Source organism: Psychrobacillus sp. FSL W7-1493 (genome assembly GCF_038004905.1).
In the GTDB taxonomy this organism is placed as follows: domain Bacteria; phylum Bacillota; class Bacilli; order Bacillales_A; family Planococcaceae; genus Psychrobacillus.
On sequence record NZ_JBBOSB010000001.1, the window covers coordinates 1,158,862 to 1,179,856 of the forward strand.

At 31.1% G+C, this 20,995-nt stretch carries 19 protein-coding genes and 1 pseudogene; 10 read left to right on the forward strand and 10 right to left on the reverse strand.

The features are described from left to right. Nucleotides 1-14: 14 nt before the first annotated feature. The 4 genes from MKX96_RS05850 to MKX96_RS05865 form a co-directional block, all read right to left on the reverse strand. On the reverse strand, nucleotides 15-923 hold the full coding sequence (locus MKX96_RS05850) for a phospholipase D-like domain-containing protein (RefSeq protein ID WP_340882734.1): 909 nt from the start codon (nucleotides 921-923) through the stop codon (nucleotides 15-17). Further along, on the reverse strand, nucleotides 923-2,752 hold the full coding sequence (locus MKX96_RS05855; RefSeq protein ID WP_340882735.1) for an ATP-binding protein: 1,830 nt from the start codon (nucleotides 2,750-2,752) through the stop codon (nucleotides 923-925). Before MKX96_RS05855 ends, MKX96_RS05850 begins: the two co-directional genes overlap by 1 nt. Beyond that, complete coding sequence (locus MKX96_RS05860) at nucleotides 2,749-4,380, reverse strand: DEAD/DEAH box helicase (protein WP_340882736.1); 1,632 nt, start codon at nucleotides 4,378-4,380, stop codon at nucleotides 2,749-2,751. The genes MKX96_RS05855 and MKX96_RS05860 overlap by 4 nt, the downstream gene beginning before the upstream one ends. Before the next feature lie 208 nt (nucleotides 4,381-4,588). Then, nucleotides 4,589-6,520, reverse strand: coding sequence for a DUF2075 domain-containing protein (locus tag MKX96_RS05865; RefSeq protein WP_340882737.1), 1,932 nt, complete (start codon nucleotides 6,518-6,520; stop codon nucleotides 4,589-4,591). 458 nt (nucleotides 6,521-6,978) lie between these two features. Here MKX96_RS05865 and MKX96_RS05870 point away from each other — a divergent pair, with 458 nt between their 5' ends. The 5 genes from MKX96_RS05870 (at nucleotide 6,979) to MKX96_RS05890 (ending at nucleotide 11,948) form a co-directional block, all read left to right on the forward strand. Further along, nucleotides 6,979-7,314, forward strand: a complete 336-nt coding sequence (locus MKX96_RS05870) for a hypothetical protein (protein WP_340882738.1) — start codon at nucleotides 6,979-6,981, stop codon at nucleotides 7,312-7,314. Beyond that, complete coding sequence (locus tag MKX96_RS05875) at nucleotides 7,311-7,763, forward strand: hypothetical protein (RefSeq protein WP_340882740.1); 453 nt, start codon at nucleotides 7,311-7,313, stop codon at nucleotides 7,761-7,763. Before MKX96_RS05870 ends, MKX96_RS05875 begins: the two co-directional genes overlap by 4 nt. 284 nt (nucleotides 7,764-8,047) lie before the next feature. Further along, the gene (locus tag MKX96_RS05880) at nucleotides 8,048-8,791 is read left to right on the forward strand and encodes a DUF5677 domain-containing protein (RefSeq protein ID WP_340882741.1); all 744 of its coding nucleotides are present in this window, start codon (nucleotides 8,048-8,050) and stop codon (nucleotides 8,789-8,791) included. A gap of 646 nt (nucleotides 8,792-9,437) precedes the next feature. After that, complete coding sequence (locus tag MKX96_RS05885; RefSeq protein ID WP_340882742.1) at nucleotides 9,438-9,578, forward strand: hypothetical protein; 141 nt, start codon at nucleotides 9,438-9,440, stop codon at nucleotides 9,576-9,578. A gap of 132 nt (nucleotides 9,579-9,710) precedes the next feature. Next, nucleotides 9,711-11,948, forward strand: a complete 2,238-nt coding sequence (locus MKX96_RS05890) for a KAP family P-loop NTPase fold protein (protein ID WP_340882743.1) — start codon at nucleotides 9,711-9,713, stop codon at nucleotides 11,946-11,948. A gap of 228 nt (nucleotides 11,949-12,176) precedes the next feature. Here the strand turns inward: MKX96_RS05890 and MKX96_RS05895 are convergent, their stop codons facing one another. The 4 genes from MKX96_RS05895 to MKX96_RS05905 form a co-directional block, all read right to left on the reverse strand. Continuing rightward, the gene (locus MKX96_RS05895) at nucleotides 12,177-12,314 is read right to left on the reverse strand and encodes a tyrosine-type recombinase/integrase (RefSeq protein WP_340882745.1); all 138 of its coding nucleotides are present in this window, start codon (nucleotides 12,312-12,314) and stop codon (nucleotides 12,177-12,179) included. A 460-nt stretch (nucleotides 12,315-12,774) separates the two neighbouring features. Next, nucleotides 12,775-12,957: a hypothetical protein gene (locus tag MKX96_RS19580; RefSeq protein WP_445678212.1), complete on the reverse strand. Its 183-nt coding sequence runs from the start codon at nucleotides 12,955-12,957 to the stop codon at nucleotides 12,775-12,777. Beyond that, complete coding sequence (locus MKX96_RS05900; RefSeq protein ID WP_340882747.1) at nucleotides 12,954-13,151, reverse strand: Arm DNA-binding domain-containing protein; 198 nt, start codon at nucleotides 13,149-13,151, stop codon at nucleotides 12,954-12,956. Before MKX96_RS05900 ends, MKX96_RS19580 begins: the two co-directional genes overlap by 4 nt. Before the next feature lie 184 nt (nucleotides 13,152-13,335). Beyond that, entirely contained in the window at nucleotides 13,336-13,563 is a 228-nt protein-coding gene (locus tag MKX96_RS05905) for a hypothetical protein (protein WP_340882748.1), read from the reverse strand. Nucleotides 13,564-13,686: 123 nt separating this feature from the next. Here MKX96_RS05905 and MKX96_RS05910 point away from each other — a divergent pair, with 123 nt between their 5' ends. Beyond that, a complete protein-coding gene (locus MKX96_RS05910) occupies nucleotides 13,687-14,736 on the forward strand; it encodes a beta family protein (RefSeq protein WP_340882749.1) in 1,050 nt (349 codons plus the stop codon). Here MKX96_RS05910 and MKX96_RS05915 read toward each other — a convergent pair. Next, nucleotides 14,712-15,584, reverse strand: coding sequence for a sce7726 family protein (locus MKX96_RS05915; RefSeq protein ID WP_340882750.1), 873 nt, complete (start codon nucleotides 15,582-15,584; stop codon nucleotides 14,712-14,714). The two genes, MKX96_RS05910 and MKX96_RS05915, sit on opposite strands and share 25 nt — an antisense overlap. Before the next feature lie 168 nt (nucleotides 15,585-15,752). Here MKX96_RS05915 and MKX96_RS05920 point away from each other — a divergent pair, with 168 nt between their 5' ends. Both MKX96_RS05920 and lepB read left to right on the forward strand, forming a co-directional pair. Next, complete coding sequence (locus MKX96_RS05920; RefSeq protein ID WP_340882751.1) at nucleotides 15,753-16,145, forward strand: AbiH family protein; 393 nt, start codon at nucleotides 15,753-15,755, stop codon at nucleotides 16,143-16,145. Nucleotides 16,146-16,315: 170 nt separating this feature from the next. Beyond that, on the forward strand, nucleotides 16,316-16,783 hold the full coding sequence (gene lepB, locus MKX96_RS05925; RefSeq protein ID WP_340882752.1) for a signal peptidase I: 468 nt from the start codon (nucleotides 16,316-16,318) through the stop codon (nucleotides 16,781-16,783). Nucleotides 16,784-17,041: 258 nt separating this feature from the next. Here lepB and MKX96_RS05930 read toward each other — a convergent pair. Continuing rightward, nucleotides 17,042-17,296, reverse strand: a pseudogene (locus MKX96_RS05930) (2OG-Fe(II) oxygenase); the annotation flags it as partial. 361 nt (nucleotides 17,297-17,657) lie between these two features. Between MKX96_RS05930 and MKX96_RS05935 the strand changes: the two are divergent. Together MKX96_RS05935 and MKX96_RS05940 are read left to right on the forward strand one after the other, a co-directional pair. Then, nucleotides 17,658-20,174, forward strand: coding sequence for a tetratricopeptide repeat protein (locus tag MKX96_RS05935; RefSeq protein WP_340882753.1), 2,517 nt, complete (start codon nucleotides 17,658-17,660; stop codon nucleotides 20,172-20,174). Between the two features lie 12 nt (nucleotides 20,175-20,186). Then, complete coding sequence (locus tag MKX96_RS05940) at nucleotides 20,187-20,606, forward strand: cupin domain-containing protein (protein ID WP_340882754.1); 420 nt, start codon at nucleotides 20,187-20,189, stop codon at nucleotides 20,604-20,606. Nucleotides 20,607-20,995: the final 389 nt, after the last annotated feature.

Consider the following 20,995-nt stretch of genomic DNA (forward strand, 5'->3'; position numbering starts at 1 on the left):
TTAAGTAACTAGTATTAAAAAAGTTTAATATTTTTTTTTATTCGCTGTGAATATTTTGGTCGATCAATTATAATTTCTTCGATGTCAAGTTCTTGTATCCAAATTAGTAATATAGCCAATAAATCCTTAACTTCTTTTCTATATGGGGTGGGGTCATCAATTAATGCATTATGCAACGTTGCCGATAATTCCCCGAAATAGATTTCCTCTTCAATTATATTAATTAGCCAATTATAACATTTTAATGCTTTGAAGTTATCTCTAAGCCTTTTAGTATCATAACTTTCTTCACGTGTTAAGCCCAGCAATTTTAAATCTTTGCTTTTAATGTCGAACGTGTTTGTACTTGATATGAAATCACAGACCCATAAGTTTTTTATTGAATTACTCTTAGCTAGATTCAAATCATTTAAGAACCATTCTTGGAAGGTATTATTTCTAGGTTGTTCGATAATTTGATTTTGAAATTCGATCATGAGGGAGGGAGTCATCTGTATTGCATTATTAAAAACCTCAAGTATCTTCGTATAGGTTAATTCATCACAAGTACCTGTAACTCCACTTTCAATATTTGAATGTTCTTTAATTCCTAACCCAGATAAAGTAGCATTTGCACTTCCGATAAAAAATGTTTGTCTATCAAATACGTATATTTTTGAATGCATATCGAAATTGAAGTACATCTTCCACCCATTGCTAACGCAATAGTCATAGAGTTCTATATCTGTACTATTAGAGAGAATATCTCCTTTTCTGAAACGAACAAGTAAAATTTTCTCGATATTCGTTAAATATTTATCTAATTCTTTTAAAGCTTCAATTTTCACATACGCTGATACAATAATAAGTTGATTTGAGATTCTTCCAAGTTCATCCTTGAGGAAAGGCATTATTTCTTTTGAATGTAAGATTTTCTGTGTCATTACTCAACTCTTAAGAAATGTTTAGCATATTTACCCCAATCTTCACGAACGGCTTGTACTTGATCACGTCGTATACCATCTGGAGTCTCATCTTCATACCTTGCCCAAGCAGCCAATAGGAGCTTGATCCCTAAAGAGGCTTTTTCTAAGCGCTCTCTTAGTCTGGATGCACTGGTATCAGTACAATCTTCATCTAATACTTCCAATAAATTTTCGAATGCAGGATGGTCTTTATTTAAAATAACATTTATTGCACCACCCTTAGTTCGTACTGTAAAGAAGGCGTTTCCTTCAAAAGCATTCTCAATAAAATTATATTTAGAATTATGTGTTACTGAATGTTCAGCAACAATTTGAGCATTTGTATTATCAACACCACTTGCAATAAGTGTTTCTGTAATTTCTTCTTTACGTTGTTCGGCAGGCTTTATTTCATCGGCATCACTGCTGCCTATATAGCCCAATTCTTTACGTTGATTGGTGATTTCGGTAGCTTGTCTTTCAACTTTTTCATTTTTTACAGACGTAACAGTTGATCTACTACCTTGATTTTGATTCTTAATAATTTTTCTAATCAGAACTAATTGTCGATTAATAAAATCACAAATCTCAATTAATGGAGTTCGTGGGTCACCTTCTTCTTTATATTGTTCGATAATTTCAAGAAGTGTTGTACCTTTCTCTTGCTCCTTTTTTAAATTGTCCATCATTGCTAATACGTCGGAAAAATTGCGTGCGGATTGTTTGTTATTGGATACACCCATTAGTTCATCTAGTGCAGGCGGAAACTCTACTTCAATACCCCACCAACGCTCAACTGGATCATAGCTGTTCACTAATGTTGTATCCATATCAAGTTCACGTCCAGCTCGAATAATTGATATACCTAAATTTGAGTTAGCGTGTTTCCCATGAGGTTTAGCCCCTGTATTTATTCCATTTCTCGCTTCGTCAGTCGCATGAGAAAATCTTACATAAATTGGATGAGTTTCACCGTTGTATGAAATATTAAATTCTTTTTCGTAATTTTCTATTCCAAAAGCAGGCTCAAACATAGCTTTGTTGTTATACGGCTCTGGACAACTTGTCTCTTCCATTAAATAAAGAGGGTCGTTAGGTAATGCAAAATGATGAGTTGCACCATCATATAAACGATTTGAATTAATAGTTGTAAAGTCAATTTTTAGACTGTTGTTATTTAAAAATTTTCGATACATTCTTCCGATGATTAATTCTGAATGCGTGATTAAGGTTTGACCTTTTGACCACATGAAACGATCAAGTTCAGACCAAACAACCAAGGTTCCGGTCTTTTCAAAACATGCCCCTTGTCCTAACCAAATTGCAGGAATTTCTTTTTTTGTAGGTACAGGCATTTCTTGGATTTGTCTGTTTTTTACTTCTTCAATATCTAAATAAGTGTGTAGTGCATTCTCAAAACCATCTTGCCAGCTCCATACATCAACTCTTTTACATTGAGAAATAGATGAAGCCGGTAGGCCCATTCCGAAACGACCGATACCAGTACGTTTATTACGCTCTAAACGGGTACCATTCCCAAATTGTAAACATAGCTGCAATACATCTGATGACATACCTTCACCATTATCCAATACCGCTAATTGATTAAGTTTCAATAAAGTACGGTTAGTACCAGCAACTTCTTTTTCTTTACAAATAATTTGTACATAATTTGCATTTGCTTGAATAGAATTATCAATTAATTCTGCTACGGCATATGCTGTGTTTTTATAACCATTGTCACGCATAGCCTCAATAGCTAAGTGTGCAGGTACATATGATTGATTATCAGTGATTGAACTTTTCATTCCCATACATCCTCCCAATTTATAAAAGCTTCTGCTACAGATCTAAATCCAGGTAAATCTTCATCAATTACAGTGATAATTTCTGCTTCGAGGTTACCTCCAGCGTTTATCCCTCGAATTGCTCGCCCGACCATCTGACTATAAAGTATTAATGATGTTGTTGGTCGCCCAATAATTGCAGCACTTGTTTTTGGTGCATCGAATCCGGTTGTTAGAACTCCATAATTACAAAGAATCTTTGGAATTTCATCATCATTCTTGAAGTCACTAATGATGTTTTTCCTAAATGTATTATCAGTCTTGCTAGTCAAAGATCGTGAATGGATTCCTTTTGATTGTAAAATAAAAGAAATAACGTTAGAACACTCTACAGAGGGTGCAAATAATATTATTCTTTTATGATGGTTTGTTAGTCGAATTGCTTCATTAATTAACAATAAATTCCGTCGCTCATCCTCTGCCAGTTTGTTTAGAATTTCTTTGGGGTATTCTTTTCTGTATTTTAAATCATCTAAAGAAGTTTTGAAATTTAATAGGCTTTTGTTTTCATAGCTAAGCGAAATAAAATTCACTTTTGCTAAATAACCTGCTTCGGTTAAATAATCAATTGGGTTATCATAACCTTTTACTTCTAACTTTACTTTTTTACGATGAAAGAAGTTTGCTAGTATCATGTCTTCCTCAATATTACCGAAGCTACGTCCTGGAGTGGCACTTAGTCCTAAAAATTTCTTCGGAGGACCAACATTTAATAATATGTTCAACATATCATTATAGATTGGAGCTACGGCTTGATGGGCTTCGTCGAATACTAAAAATGAGACTTTATTAGCTAACGTAGCCATAAACTTTCGTCCATCTGCCCCTTTAGATTGATTAATTAACTTTTGCAAACCTGTTACTAATAATCCTTCTTCTAAATTATTTATATCGATTTCATGATTTCTCCATAACCGAGATACGGTAAGATCTCTATTACCTAATGAAGACCAGGCCTTTTCAAACTCTTGTGCAGCTTGCTCACAAAGTTCCTCAGTATTTGCTAACCAAATAACTACTGTGTTTTCATTTACTCTTAAGTAATCGGCAATAATGTTCATAGAAGTTCTAGTTTTGCCCGATCCTGTTGGCATATGTAATAAAACACGATCACTTCCTGAACTTAAAATATTTCTTACTTTTGTAGCTGCTACACGCTGATGATTAAATAGGCCATATTGTGTATTTATTAATTTCTGTGTTGGTTCTTGATCAGAAAGAATGGTGAAGTTCTTCTGAACATTAAACGCTGAATACAGTGTATTTGTAATGTCAGAGTTTTTTCGGAAGTTTATCTGTTGTATTTTTTTATAAATCATTGGGGTACTGTCTAGAGGGGTAAAAACTCCCAATACTCTTGCTAATGATTTTGCCTCTTCAGGCCTGAGTAAATCGAAGATTTTACTTCTAAAATTACTATCTGAAAGCATCTCTTCCTCGGAATTGAGGTCAAGAATTATTTTCTTAATCTCTCTAATATAAAAACCCTCATTGCTCATTAGATTAATTATTTTTACCGTTTGTGTCCCTAAAATTTCTTGAATTGTTATTTCATCTGCTCGTTGTAATATTTCCTTTAAATTAAGCAAATAGACCCTCCCTTATCTGAGAAGAAAGTTATACAAGACTATTATTACATAATTTCAATGTTTTAGGGAGATTTATTTATATGGTTTATTAAATAATAACGGGGAATATGTTATAAAATGGAATAAAATGACTACTAAAATGCTTTTTACGTTGATATATTACTAAAGGATAGCGCACATATACAACAATTAACTCTATTTATAAATATTACTTGTAAGCCTCTGTGTCTTCAGCCACAAGCATCTGCCTAACTGCCATTTGCTCCTTATATATCCGTTGAACACGTTCTCTTAAATATTCAGTAAGTCCCTCATCTGTACAATACACATAACAACCTTTTTGCCCTCTAGTCATTAAAGTACGATAGGTGTTGCGTATAATCTGGTCAACTTGTTTAGTAGCGATTTCTGGTTGTTCCTTCATTTTTTTCTTAATCCCTTTAATGGATTGGTCAGTTCTTGCTCGTTTTGTGTAATCAGTTATAACTCGTCCATTTTCATAGCGAAGATCGTCGCCGATAATGACTCCTACATAGTCAAATTCTAAACCTTGGCATGTATGAATACAGCCTGCCTCATAAACAGAAGTATCACTGAGGGCCCATATATCATTTCCAAGGTTCCAACTAATAGAGAAGTTATTATTTGGAATTATAATATCGTGGACGTCTTGACTGTTCTTACCGTCTGAGATCCAATCCCAGCAGTAGCCAGCAACTATGCGGGCTTTATTATTTACTTTATTCTTTTCGACTATTAAATCTAACAATTTATTCGGAGAGTCTAGGATTTGAAAGTCGTAATCCATACCCAAATCATTTTCATTAGCTGTTTCGCGAATTTCAAGGACATCGTCTAGCCAAGCAATATACCCGTCGGAACCATCACATCGAAATTGAGAGGCTAGCTCTCCTTCAAATACCTTTACTCCTAATTCATCTGCAAATTGCTTAATTAACTCCATACTACCTATATCCTTCATCGTCACCTTTTGTGCTTCATCTATAAAAAAGACACTAAATTTGGAGCTATTCATTAGCTCCTTGACCTGATTCTCCCCAAGATTGCTAAACAGACCGGATTTTTCGTTGAGACGATGAGCCTCGTCAACAATTAACACATCAAATTCATTTTTATCTGATGCATGGAAGCTGCCAGATCCTTTAAATAAATTATCAATGCTTTTCTTCTTCATAGTCCCTTTAAGCTTAGCTGCATATACATCCCGGGGGGCGCTATTTTTGGTTACATACATAGCAAAGTAATCATCTTGTATCATTTGTACTAGCAGGTTGATCGCTAGGACTGATTTTCCAGTACCAGGGCCACCTTTCACAATGTATACGCCCTTTTCATTTGCCGAAATACAACTCTTTGCATGATACAAAATTTGCTCATATACGACCTTTTGATCGTCAATCATTACAAACTCTTCATTGCCTTGGAGCATGTTTGCCATACTATCCTGAAGAGATTTAGAAGGCTTGATTCGTCCATTATCAATTTTAAAAATGATATTATTCTTATCTCCATATTTAATATACTTTTTGATATAGGAACGGAGCTTGGCCATCTCACCTTTACGAAATACAGGAGCTTTTTCTATATGCTCAGCATAATGGTTGTCGGTAAGTGGATCATTTTCCTGTATTAAATAGTTATGTAAGTAAGCACAGGGTTTTAGGTTTATGGGTATTTCTCGAACGTCTTGATTGAAATCTTCAATTAGGGAAGCATAGCTCCACGCTTGGTAGGAGGGATGGGTGGTCTGACGTGTACCACCACCTACAAAAGTTTCGACAACAACAGCATCCAATCGTTCATTTTTTTGAACTGTTTCCCACTGTTTAAGCTCCACTATAACTGCATGATCATTATTACCATCGTTCCCAGCAATTATAAAATCAACGCGTTTTCCGGTATTCGGTATTTTAAACTCGATAGCTACTGTAGCATCACGGGGAATCTCTCTGTCTCGGAGAACATTTGACATGCGTTGGAGAGAATGATCCCAAGAACGAATCTCACTGCGCGAGGTTCTACCTATTTTCTTTTGATAAACATCGTATAATCGATCGACAATCTTTTCATTTTCAACATCTGCTAAAAAACCAGTTGTGGTCGATTCGTAAATAATCATATTAGTACCGCCTTTTATCATTAATTCATTGAATTGTTATTTGAGTAATCATTACTGCAAATGCTAAAGATTTTTTATATTGAACATTATACCTTTGATTCTGTAAAAGTGTAATTAATATAACGAAACTATTTGGATATAATTTACTAGAATAACTAAATATTGTATAGTTTAATAGTCTTATAAAAATAGTTATGAGAGAGATAGGTTTCATGGCTTGGCAAGTTTCTTAACGTTAAGAACCTCACCAAGCAGCCATATGATTTCTAGATACAGTAACGGTAATTGCAGGTCTGGCAAGTCAGTCAAACTTATCACAGTTGTAATTAGCTCCTTAATGTAATTATAATTGAGTGTTTTAAAGATTTTCGCTTATAACAAAGTGAAATATAGTGATCAGTAGAGCATTTATTCTTATGAATAAATGACACAACATTAGGCTAGGAGGTTGTTCTGTTATGAAAGGGAGTAAGGGACCACGACGATTACATTACCTTCCTAGCTCTTCTAATATCAACTGGTCAAAGTATAAACAAAAGAATTATTTACATTTCGATCAACGTATTAAAATAGAGCATATGAAGTCTAGACTTCAAGATAGTGAGAGGGTAGCTTCATATGCTTTTTTACCGTCTATTCACTTTGAAATAATTATTAAAAAGTACGTAACAATTCCAGAATTATATGATCATGTGAAGAAGAGCAAAAGGAAAGAGAAGAAAAAGAAAGTAAGAAAAATTTTCTATTCAGCACATAAAGATAGCTATATCTATAAAATTACGGTGATTTATTGAACAATTCTTATAACACATTTGCTAAAGACAATAATATCGATGAAATAGCAGTAGCTTATAGAAATAATAAAGAAGGTAAGAATAGTGTGAACTTTGCGCATGAAGTATTTGAACATTTATTTAAGCAAGAACATGCTGTAATTATTTCAATGGATTTCACTAGCTTCTTTGATAATATTTCGCATAAAACATTAAAAAACAATATAAAGCGTGTATTGAATGTAGATAGCTTATCAGATGATTGGTACAAGGTATTTAGAATCTTAACGAAATTTACATACGTCAATAAGACTGAGATTGACCAGTTTTTAAAGACTAAACACGGTGAAAAGAAGCTAAAGAAAATAAAATTATCTAAAATAATGGAGCCGATTGAGTTTAGAGAATTTAAAAAGGAACATCTGCATGTAAATAGAAAAAATTTGGGGATACCACAGGGATCGGGCTAAAAAACTTAAACCGCACATAATAATAATTATATGCGTTAGGATAGAAGTATTTAGGAACATTCGCGCAGGTTCGAATATGTTTGAATAATAAAGTTTTTTTAAAAATATTATAGATGTTTAAAATATTTTGATAGTTTATATCCGTTCGCTTATAATTATAATAAGCGAACGGATGTTTCTGTTTTAGGGAGGAAGTTGACGTATTTATAAGACCTTATGAAATTTTAAATGAATCAATTAAATTTGCTTCTAAGCAATTAGAAGATTTTAAAGCAACAAAAAGCTTGGATAGTATACCAACTATAGTGATTACAGCCTTATATCGAAAAATCATTGAATTGAGTGAAGGCGTTAGAGTTTCGGGTGCGAACGGATTATCTGGTCCAGCATTATTAAATTATCGTGGACTTATCGAGGCATATTTAGCTTTTAGGTATATTCTTCAAGATGAAACTTTGTTAGAAGATAGAGCGAAAGCATATAAAGTTGGATATCATAGACAACAGATTGCTGCTAGTAAGTATTCTTTAGAAAGAGCTTCAAATGATGGTGAAAAGCAGTACTTTGAATTAGCAATTCAACATCATACTAGTGAGATAGAAAAAGACGATTTACAAAAAGTTTTAGTAGCATATGATGAACTACAAAGTCGAGATCGGCGAGGATTTATACCAAAATGGTATGCCCTTAATGACGGGCCGACAAGTATTAATAGCTTGGCAAAATTTTTGGTTGAGGAAGATGAAACGGATCGAGAGTTAGTTGCGAACTTATATAGTTTTTTATCAACAGACGCCCATAGTTATATGGCATTAAATTCTATTTTCGAAAAAGATGGAGGTTTATCTATCAATTCAGTTCGAAAGTCTTTTAATTCAAATAAAGATGAATATAACTTTGTAGCTACTAGAAGCTTACTCACTTCCTCAATTTTAAGATTCATGCAAAGTACTTTCCCGGAAAATGAAAGTGTTGTGAGGGAATTTGTTCAACGCATTGCGCCATATTTAAATTATAAATCATTTTGAGAGGTGATGTATTAAATGCCAAAACGTCAAACTGGTTGGACTGAAGCAAAAATCTCTCGGTCTATTATGGTAGAGGGCAAGGTGATAAATTCTTTTAAAGTTCATTGGACATAAAGAGACTTAGAAGAAAACATTCCATTTTGGCGCTTATCTCATTATTTTTCGGGTGTAGTTTTATGCAATAAACACAAAAATGAATTGTTATTTGAAAGTAACATAGAGTTTGCAACTAATGAATGGATTACTATAAATGAAGACGTATTATTAAAGCTTTGTTTAATTTAAAAGAAAATCTAACATATGAAGATTATTTTTTATATACCAGAGCAATAAAAACGATGCAGCAGAGATTTCTTATTTGGATGTAACTAAGCGTTAAATGATATTAATTTAATAAAAAAATTGAAGGTTATAGAAAATATCTCTGAAAAGGGAGTAAGGGCTAAGAGGATAAAATATTTAAAAGAATACTTTTATGGGAACTATGGATATACTTACTATGGCAAAGCTACAAATAAGGTGAAAACAATGAATATAAATGTAATAAATGCACTTATAGTTCTTTCTGGAAGTGTTATGACTACAGAGAATATAATAAGAGAATATAAGAAGTTTACACCAGCTAAAAAGAATTATCTCTGGTCTGATGAAATCAATTATTAAAAAATATAACAATCCATTTGATGAAGCACAGCCACTTTTTGTGGTTGATATAGGAATTTGTTCAGCTGAAAATAATGTAGATCCAGCGGTTGTTTTATTAGCGCTAGTTTCTAAAGGGAAATAGTAGGTACTAGATTCGCTATTTATTTTACATACTTATATATTTCGCTTGACGAAAAGTATTCGGAATTTTCAATTACACAAAAGGTACTGGAGATTGTTTTTTGTAGTTTAAGAAATGTGAGGGGTGTTTAATTTGTTCAAGCCAGATAATCCGATTGAAACCATTGAAGATGATGTTTTAGATAGAAAAAAGTTTGCCATACATTTAGGAAATGCTTTGGTGGATTGGCATCAAAAGGAAAGCTTAGTAGTTGCATTAACTGGTAAATGGGGTTCGGGAAAATCATCAATTATTAACATGGCAATACAACAATTAGAACACAAAGATAATAAACCATTAGTTGTTCAATACAATCCGTGGATATATTCAAATTTGAATGATTTAACAGAAGAATTTTTTAATGAGTTAATAACAAATTTAAAGGCAGCTAATCAATATGAAGAGGATATAAATCTTATTGATAAATTAAATAGATATATTGAAGTGTTAAATTTAATACCTCCTAAAGAGGAACTGAAAGAAAATATGAATTATTTTCTAATAATTCTTGGGTTTATTGGTATATCATTAAGTGATATAACAGACTTATTAGAAGGGTATAAATTTTATATTCAATGGTTACTTTTTGGAGGTGGTCTTTTACTCTTACTTAGTCAACTATGGACATCATTTTATTCGAAATATAAGGGAATAAAACCTAATGAACAAGTTACTGCTCGTTATTTAAAGGAGCAGATTAACGAAAGTTTAAGAGCAAGAAATACTAAACTAGTAGTTGTGATCGATGATATTGATAGGTTAACGTCAAGGGAAATTAATGATATCTTTAAATTAGTAAAAATTAACGCAGATTTTAAAAATACTATTTATCTTTTATCCTTCGATCAAGACGTTGTCTCTGCAGCTTTAGAAGATACTTTAAATGTAAATGGTAAGGAGTATTTAGAGAAAATTATTCAGGTAAGATTTGATGTTCCAAGAGCAAATAATTTGGACTTTTATAAATATTTATTTGACGGATTAAATTCAATGATAGATAAGTTACCTGAGCAATCGAAGCAGCATTTTACTGATTTCCAATCCTATTGGTCTAATATATTTAATTCTGGAATCAAAATTTTCTTTAAGGATATTAGAAATGTAAAAAGATTTCTAAATAGTTTAGAATTTAATATTTCTCAACTCAACAATAATGGAGTTATGGAAATTAACGTTATAGATTTTATTGCTATTGAATCCTTTAGATTGTTTGAACCAAAACTTTATAAATATATAAGTGAAAATAAAGAATTATTTACCCAAATATCTAGCTCTTACAATAGACAGAACGATATTGTAAGAAAATCAAATTTAGAAAGTGCATTTGACTTGATAGAGAATAATGAGAAAGAATCTGTTATTGAGCTTCTCATTGAATTATTTCCTCCAATAAAGGGAGTTTTAAAAAATAATCATTATGGATTTGATTGGATAGCTGAATGGAATTCACAATTAAGAATATGTACAGCACTTCATTTTGATAGTTATTTTGTTTATATACCAAAGGGGTCTAGTTCTGAAATTAGCCAATATGAATTAGAGGATGTTTTTGAGACCATAAAATCGGGTGAAGATTTATCGTTACTTTTTGAAGAATACAATAAAAAGAACAAATTAAAATCATTGATCTCGTTATTGGAGCCTTATAGTAAGACAGAAAAATTCCCTCATGTAAGCCTTGAGCATATATTATTATCTTTATTTAATTTAATAGGAAAGCCATCGTTATCAAGTAACGGTATGGTTGATGTTGGGGCTGAATGGGGATTAAAAAGGATTATTATTAACTTAATAAAAACTAATGATACTCAAATTCGTGAACTACTTATCAAAGCTCTAAATGAATGTAAAACGATTTTAGGTGTAGTTTCGTTTATTGAAACGATCTCAAAAGACCAGAAATTTGAAAATTTAATAACAACTGATCAAATAGCAACTTTAAGGTCAAGATATAGTGAATTAATATTAGATAAAGTTAAAAATTTATCCATATTACTAGAATATGAGGTCCCTAGATTGTTATATCTCTATAGACAATTTGGAATTAATCAGCAAGAGATGGATGAATCACTAGAGAAGTTAATTAAAGAAGATGAACTATTTGTTTGTTTTTTAACAACTTTTAAAAAGTATGGTTGGGTACAGAGTTATGGTGATTACTCTTCAAGAAAGATTGCGAAATTAGGTGTTGAGGAAATGAAAGAGATCGTTGGTAATAGTGAATTACTAGATTCTAAAGTACTAGATATTAAACAAAATAATATTAATCTATATAATCAGCATAGAGAGCTTATTGATTTGTATTTAAATCCACCAGCTGAATTTGATTAAAATTTAATCGTTATCTCTGAAAAAATTAAGCTGAAACCATTTTTTAGAAATAAAATGATTTCAATGAGTGTCAAAATCCTTTGATACTAAGGGTTTTGACACTTTTTTAGTTTCAATGGATTTCATTGAATGTCATTTAAAAATAGTCAATGACTCAACCTTCTAAATAATCCACGAGCTTCTGTATAGCGCCTTCTTTCACTTTCTTCGTGATATGTGTATAAATGTCTAAGTAGTCTTTACATCAGTATGGCCAAGTCGATCTTGAACTTCTTTAATACTTACACCAGCTTCGAATAGAAGTGAGCAGTGCGTATGGCGTAGGCCATGTGGCGATATATGCTTTAACTTATATTTATTTTGCAAGCTATACATCCACTTTTGAACTTGTACTGGCTGGATAAATTCAATATTTGTATTACTAACATCAACTGACTTTTCTTCAGTGTGTTAATACCTAGTTGAATATATTGCTGCTTTTGGTGTACATAGCTTGCCAGTTTTAGTTGTTTTCAAATAAAGCTTTGTATGTTTGCCACGCACGATTGCTTTATTAATCGCAAGTTCACTTTCAACAAGGTTCACATCATTCCAAGTTAAAGCTACGCTTCACTTTTTCGCATTCCTGTAAATGCAATTAAACGTAATAGAGCAAATGCTTTGAAATTAAGATGCTCTTTGGCCTTAGCGAGAAATGTAATTAGCTCTTCTTTTATATAAAAGTTTACGCTGCCTTCTTCTACAATTTCTGTAAAGGCTTTCTTTACTTTGGTCTCAACATGAGTAAAAGGGTTCGTTTGAATAAAGCCATGCACTATAGCGAAGTCTAAAAATTTTTTGCGTAGGATTTAATTGGACGAGCCTTTTGAACATTTGCAGCCCATTTATTGTAGTGTTTTTGGCAAATAGCAATTGTGATTTTTTCGATACGATAATTGCCCATGGCAGGTGAGATATGATTTTTGAAGTAGCCAGCTGTTTTAACAAACGTACTTTCTTCTAAAACTATTCATGTTGAGTAATCCTGAGATCGAACACTTCCTGGTAGGTTTCCGCGCTTTTTTGTTTGTAAGTTCCTTCAGAGACTTGAAGTTTAATACGTGCTAAAGCAAGCTCAGTCTCTTTTTTTGTTTTAAACCCTCGTCGCGTTGTATTTTTAGCTTTACCAGTAAGTTCGTCTGTCCCTATAAATACGCGAAACATATTTAATTACCATCTTTATTTTGATAATTTTTAATAGGTGTAGAATTGTTTTTAGCCATAGTGATCCTCCTATTAAAGTTGCGGGGGCAAGATATAAAAGAGAGGATTGAGACTCACAGTTATAATATATAATTATACTGCGGGGAAATCCTCTCAGAGATATTGTATTAGTAGCTATGTTCTTCTAGGAAGCGGTCGATTTCTTTTTTGAAAAGCGTTTGATACCTTCTATTCCACTAACTTTTAATCCAAGTTCGAAATTTTGATGAAGGTGTTGTAGGGAACGCCAATATATTTTGCTGCATCTGAAAGACTTAAACCATTTAGTGTTTAATCTCTCTTCTATTGATAAAGTTATTTTTGTGAGTAACACATCTTCGTTGGCTAAAAGTATTTTATCGTTATTTTTCATTTATACTTACCCTTTATAACCATAATCATTTCTTGAAATTTGTCTAACATGCTTGTAAAAAATATTTATTATGGAATAATATTCTAGTAAGGGTATCTTTAGATAGAGGGGGAAAGAAGTATAATGATAGAAATGAAGTATATTCCAGCATTTAGGTATAGGGCTCAAGAAAGAAAAGTGTTATTATCGACCCCTATTACCAATAAAATAATTCCTTTAATAGAAGTGATTTCGAATAAACTTAGAAGTAACAGCAAAAAAGATTGTATAGATCAATTATCAGAAGATATTGATGTGATTAATACAAAAATTATGTTAGATTTCCCAATGTATATTAAGTTACAAAACAATACTAACCCTGGTGTTCTCTCTTTTCTAACGCCAATAATGGTAAACCCTGATATTAGAATAGATCTCTTTAAAGACCACCGTCTAATTGCTAAAAAAGATAAAATAATTCCTGTAGTATCGTATAGTCCTAATGATTCGTACATCCATAATAGCCTAATAAAGCAATCAAATATATTAAGATCTGAGTATAATCATCAAACATTTAGAATTTATAGTGAGTATTTTGATTTGATACTAAAAGAGTTAGACACAGTAGTACAAAGTCAAGATTATGTGATCTTAGACCTAAAAGAAACTTCTCATACTCATTCAGCTAATAAAAATATGTATAGTGATCTGGAGAAATTATCTATTAAAACGGGTTGTAAAATTATCTTAATTAGATCCGCCATTCCAAGTACACTAACTAACGTAGCTTTAGATAATGGGAAAATTGTATATGCAGCAGATAATAGTCTTTTAAAAGACTACAAAAATTTAGGTTTTTCAGCTTTTGGTGATTATTGCGGAGTTAAAAAAGATGATTTAACCAAGGGAGGAAGAATTAGTCCTGGATATATTATGTATTCATGGTTAAATAATTCTTATTATGGATTTAAGGGGACGGTAGATGATGCTAGTTCCTTTGAAAATGTATTAGTTCCAGAAATCTTGAAATCTAATGTATGGAATGAATATTTAAATATTCATAATGTTAATGGATGTTTAGGTTGTTCATCAATTGAAAAGATTAGTTTAAAACAGAAAAAAGGTAATAGTCAGCCGGAATGGAAAGGTTTCGCCTGCGGACATTACCTTTATACTATGGAAGAATTTTTATAATAAATCCAGTAAGGATCTGCTTGAGTAGCAAAAAATGTTTGAACATCTACGGGTAATATATTTTCAAAATTGTCGCAAAGATACCCCCATTTTTTATTGTATCTTCTTTTTAAAACTTTTTTAAAATACAAGTTGATTTTTTTTGAAGAAAAGTGCTCTAAAATATAGCTTTCTTTTTCTATTCTCGCGTTATTTGAGATTAAATTTCCATTCTCTTTTATGATCCAATCAAGTTCTTTTTTATTTAAAGCTTCTAATTGACCGATTGAAGAAAAATGAAGATTTTTTAAAGCTCGCTTTCTAAAAGCAAAGGTGCAATTTTCATTATTTAATTTGTACGTAATAACACCAACGTGATCTGGTATTCTTTCAATTACTTTATCTAAGTGGCAAGGGTGGATGATAACGTATACATATTCAAAAACCTTACTATAATCAGATAACTGTTTGTTTAATTTATCCAAGGAATCAAGTTCAGTCTTAATTTCGTAGGCAATAGATTTACCATTTATTCTACCGATATCTAAGCGACTCTTTCCTACGTTCAACTCAAACGTAGTAACTTCATTTAAACGGTTTAAATAGTTTTTAATAAAATGGTATTTAATTGTACTTTCACCTGGAAAATACTTAATCACTAATTCATTTACGATCATATGACCTAATAAAGAGTCCTTATAAATTTTTATACGGTTATATATATCAAAAGGGAGTACCTCTTCAATAATGGCCCATACTTTTTGATCAAGTAGAAATGGACTGTATAAACAGTGCAATGTATTGGAGATTTTTATCAATTCATCATGTTTACAATTATTTTCAATTGTTTTTATGCATTCTTTTAACACAGCTAACTCACTCCTTAAACATAAAACAATTTAATTATAATATTATTTAATTTAATTGGCTATTAATTTTCGATAAGCCTGTAGTAAAAACCTTTAATTAATATAGAATTTAACAGTTTGATTTTAATTCGAACACTATAACAAATTACATTTATTTAATGATAGGAAATGAAATTATTCATTATTGGTAATGGTTTTGATTTAGCTCATAAATTACCAACAAGTTATAAACATTTTCAGTCATATTTAAAAACAATCTATCCTAAAGCGTTACATACTAGTCCAACTTTTAATATTTCATCAACTTTTATGCCAGATGGTTCTGAGGTATATGATGATAATGAGGTAATTGCTTTTTTAATGGATGTGATTTCTAAAGCGGAAGAAGATCGAGAGAATTGGTGCAATATTGAGCAAAGACTAGGGTATTTAGATTTTGACGATTATTTTGATGATATGTCATATTTAGATGATGAAGATGATCAAGGCTTTAATGAACGGCATAGGGCATATAACCATGAAGAGATTTGTATATTATCACTGGGTTGGTCATCTAGTTAATAACTTTCTTCATTAAAGTAACAAGTCATTTCGACCTTTTTAAAAGAATTAAAGACAGTTACTTTAGAAAAAACAATAGATAATACTTGTATAATAGTAATATAATGTCTATAAAAGGAAAATGAGTAACCTTTATTTATTGATATTGGAGAGTCTAGGAGGTATTTCAAATGAGAAAATTACTTGTGCTTTTATTTTTTATGACAATTTTAGCTGGTTGTGTAAGTGATAATAAAAAAGTTTACTTAAACGATGGCATATCAATGTCTCCAACATTAGAACATGAGCAAAAATTAATAATTGATAAAGATTATTATATAGAAAATGACATTAAACGTGATGATATCGTGCTCTTTAAACTCGAAGAAAAAACTCCAATAAAAAGAGTGATAGGTTTGCCTAACGAATTCATTCAGATTAGTGATGGAACTATTTATATTGATAACAAGCCACTTGTAAGTGAATATGATTTTGTTGATGTATGGGCTGGAGATATGCCTGAAGAGGGTATTCAATTAAAGAGTGACGAGTATTTTATAATTGGAGATAATCCTAGACCATTAACAAGTAAGGATAGTAGAGCAGTAGGTCAAATAGCTAAGGATGATATTTTAGGAAAAGTTATTGAAATTAAATAGTTGAAGAAATATTTACCTAAAATTTAACGAAGTTCTATCAAATTAAGGTGCAACCACCTAGTAAAGGTAGAGAAGGGAGGAAAGATGGGCTGGGAGTTAAACGTTGCAGAAGCAAAGGATATTTATTTGACAGAAAGTGATTTGTGGCGCTACACCCAACATTTCCTATTGCATTCGCATCATACCACAACGTACAAATATATTTTAATGAAGGCATTGCTGGAGAGTTTGCCAGAAGTCAGTGAAAGTGGTCGGTCCCGTCAAACGATTTGTAAAAGGACCACTACTTGTTCTCTGCTCATTTATTTCGCGTGTCGCTCCAATTTTGGAACGTTTCATTCTGTCCTTAGACAATCTGATTAGTTCATCGCACTCTTCATCGCTTAACATATTTCTTAAAACCACTACTAATGGTTCCTCTAATCTAGCCACTATGTCAATCTCTCTATCTGTCATTATTTTATGTCCAACGTGATCAAAAATAGTTTGCTCTTTCTTTTCAGTTATCAACATCACAACACCTCTTCATCTATTCAATTTTCAATACGAGTAATACTTCCAGGAGTTAATGTCTTCTTTTTTTTAATAACTTTCATATACAAGGACAATTACCTTTTTTGGAATTAATTTTATTTGTTTTTATTACACAATTCCTATAGCTTTCTCAATACCCCATTGATACAAAGTACTCTGATAGCAACAGGCTATTGGATATGACGGAGAAGTATAAAAAGGATGGAAATTTTTAAAGAAAAATTCATTTTCCTGAAATTTATAAACTCTCATTTTATTCAACTATTGTTTAAAATAAAATAGTTATTTTTATCTTTAAGTGGTAAAATTAAGTAAATATTTAAAGGTGTGGTGAATTTTATTGTCAGTTTTAAAGCCTAAAAATAGTTTTAATACAAATAAAAGAAGATTTGTTGCACAAAAAGAATTTACTGATAGAGAGTTACCAAAAGAAACCTTTTTGAGGAATTTAAATGAATTAACTTTAGATATACTTAATGAAGAAGAAAAGTTTAAAGTGCTAGTTTATTATGGAATTGGTGGAATCGGAAAAACAAGCTTGAAAAACAAATTAAAAAATATAATTTTAGACGATTCTTTAACTAAAACTGTAGCGCTTGAGGTGGATTTTAGGGAAGTTCGTAGTAGAGAATGTTCAAATGGACTATTAGATTTATATAATTCGTTAAAACAAAATAAAAAATATAATAAAACAATTTTCCCTCATTTTGAACTAGCCTACGCAATTTATTTTAAAAAGAAAAACCCTGATATTATTTATAATGAAAGAGAAGAAGGGGTAATAAAGTTTGTAGATTTAGGCTTAAAAGTTTTTGGGTTTATTAATATAGCAGACTTTGGTTTGTCGGCATTTTTAACTAAAGAGGGTATAAACAAAGCTTATAGTAAATTTAAGGGTTTAAAATTAAACAACGAAATGAAGGATAATATTATTGACTTTGGAAGTAAATCTATTAGTAACATGGAAGAAGATTTAATATTATATTTTGCGTACGATTTGAATAATACTTTCAAAAATAAGCATAATTTGAAAACAGTAATTTTCATTGATACTTTTGAAGCGCTGTTTGGAATTGAAACACATGAGTTGAAAAAAATAGCCAAAACAGAGTGGGTTCAACAATTAATACTAAACTTACCTAATGTCTTATTTGTAATTACCGGTCGAGATAAAATTTCCTGGGATAAAAAATGGGAACCATTTATAGATCAGCATTTAATTTCAGAGTTGGCGCCTGAGTATTCTCATCAATTTTTAGAAAAATGCGGTGTAGAGGAAGTAGATATTCAGAAAAAAATTGTAGATTATAGTGGAGGACATCCATATTATTTAGATCTATCGGTTGATACATATTTTTCAATCAAAAATGAGAATAGACAGCCAGTTGTGGATGATTTTGGAACAACGAAAAAGGAGATTTTAGACAGATTCGTAACGAGCCTTAATGATAATGAGGTAGAATTGTTAAAAGTAATGTCTATACCTAATTACTATAATAATGATATATTTAAATATTTAATTGAACAATTTAATATATCATATTCTGCAACTAAATTTGATACCTTCAATCAATATTCTTTTGTCAATTTCAATGAATCATTACAACGATTCACTCTTCATCAATTAATGCGCAGTGGAATGCAGGAATATATTAAAGAACATACAGATTCTAGAGTTTTTCCTACATTTATTGAGACCGCAAATGAAAAACTACTAACTTTATTTGAAGAAAAGTATAAGGACGATAAGAAAAGTAATATTTTTGAATGTGTTTATCATAGATTACGAATCAGAGAAACAAGCGATACTGGAACATTTTTTGAATGGTTGAATCAAGAAAAATTAGACTTTATGAAAAATCTTCAGTTATATGGCGACACAGTCTTATTAAGTAATATGTTTGAACAAATCAGAAATAAATACACCATTTCACTGTTTTCTGTAGAATTATTCAATATTTATGAAGATATTGTGCATTTATCTGGAAATTATAAAGAATCTGTTGAATTAGCAGAAATGTATTTAGAAAGGTTTAGCAAAGATGAAATTTTAAGTAATCATAAATTGATCAAGTTAAAATATCGAATCATTCACCATAAAATGTTTTTTGTAAATGCAGATGATCTTATTAATGAATTAAAAATTTTGCACAATGAAGTATCTAAAGAGCATTTTTTTGTGGAACACTGCGAAATCACCTATATGTTAGGTGGAGGTGTAGGTTTCTTAACAGGTAAATTAGATGACTATAAAGATTATTTAAATAGCTTAGTAGAATCAATAGAATCTTACCCACTTATAAATAAAGAATTAAATAATATACGTACGAGAGCAATTAGAAAACTGGTGGATTATTACCGTATTAAAGGCGAAACTAAGCTTGCAGAAGAAATGCTCCAAAAAACGTTAGATATAAAAAATTTAAATAGATATCAAATCTATTTATGTTGCAGCTATGCAGAAGTTCAACGAGAATTGAAGAATTATACTGAGGCCATTAAATACTTTGAATTAGTAATGAAGGAAACAAAAAATCTGGGTATTAAAGGCTGGCAGGCACATTCTTATTTATCATTAGCAAATGTTTATTTAGATCTGAGAGAACTTGTAAAAGCAAAAGAATATTTAAATGATGCATTTGTAATCTATGAAAGCATTGATCAAAAATGGGGTATTGTCAATTCTAATATTTTACATGCAAGAATATTAATTGTTGAACAGGATGAGGAATATTTAGCTATACTTGATAAAGTGCAACCGATTGCTGAAAAATTTAGTTATCGTTATGAACTGCAGTTAATAAATACACTAAAGCAAACAAAAGAAATCGGGCTACAAAAATTATTATACGTGTAGGGATGTGTGGGAATGAAAGGTTTTAAAGTGTTGAATAATAGTGTGGTAGAGAGAGCATTAGAAGATGAAACAAGACAATATTTAGTCGGAAATTTAAAAAGACCTCAAAAGTTAACACATATACATGATGAAAAACTAGAGGTAGGTATTACAAATTACGAACAATCTACTAATGAATTGCCGCACTATCATACTCAGGCAACGGAATATCAATATGTACTATCCGGGAATACTACTTATTACAATTTAGATACTAACGAGGAAATAACATTTAATGCAGGCGATTTTTATGTTATTTATCCGCAGACAACATATGCACAAAAATCTGCTGAGAATACTAGAATATTATTTATCAAAAACCCATCGATTAATGACAAGGTTAATGTAAAAAATACGGAACTGAGTAAAACCTGGTATGATAAAATAATTTAATTTAACAATAAGGACCATTAAACAAAAGAGTGGATGATATACAAGCTAACAGTGTTGTCCTTCATTACATTTCTGGATACATTCTACTTTTTTTGAAAGTAAGCTAGAGACCAGTAGAATTGTTTCTTTTTGAGGAGAAACACTTCTACTGGTCTTTTTTTCGTTGTGACATGTAAATTGTGATTTCCATTACGTGAATGCGCCTAAACAACCGTGATAAAGTAAAGTTTTATTTCTAAATTTAATATGTCTCTCTGATTTTTGAACATATAATTGAACTGTTCCGTCTCCAATCTTTAGATGTAAAAAACTATTCAACTTTTCTAATATATAATGGCTGCTATTAAATATTAGCTAAAAGAGACTATTTAATCCAGTCAGAGAAAATA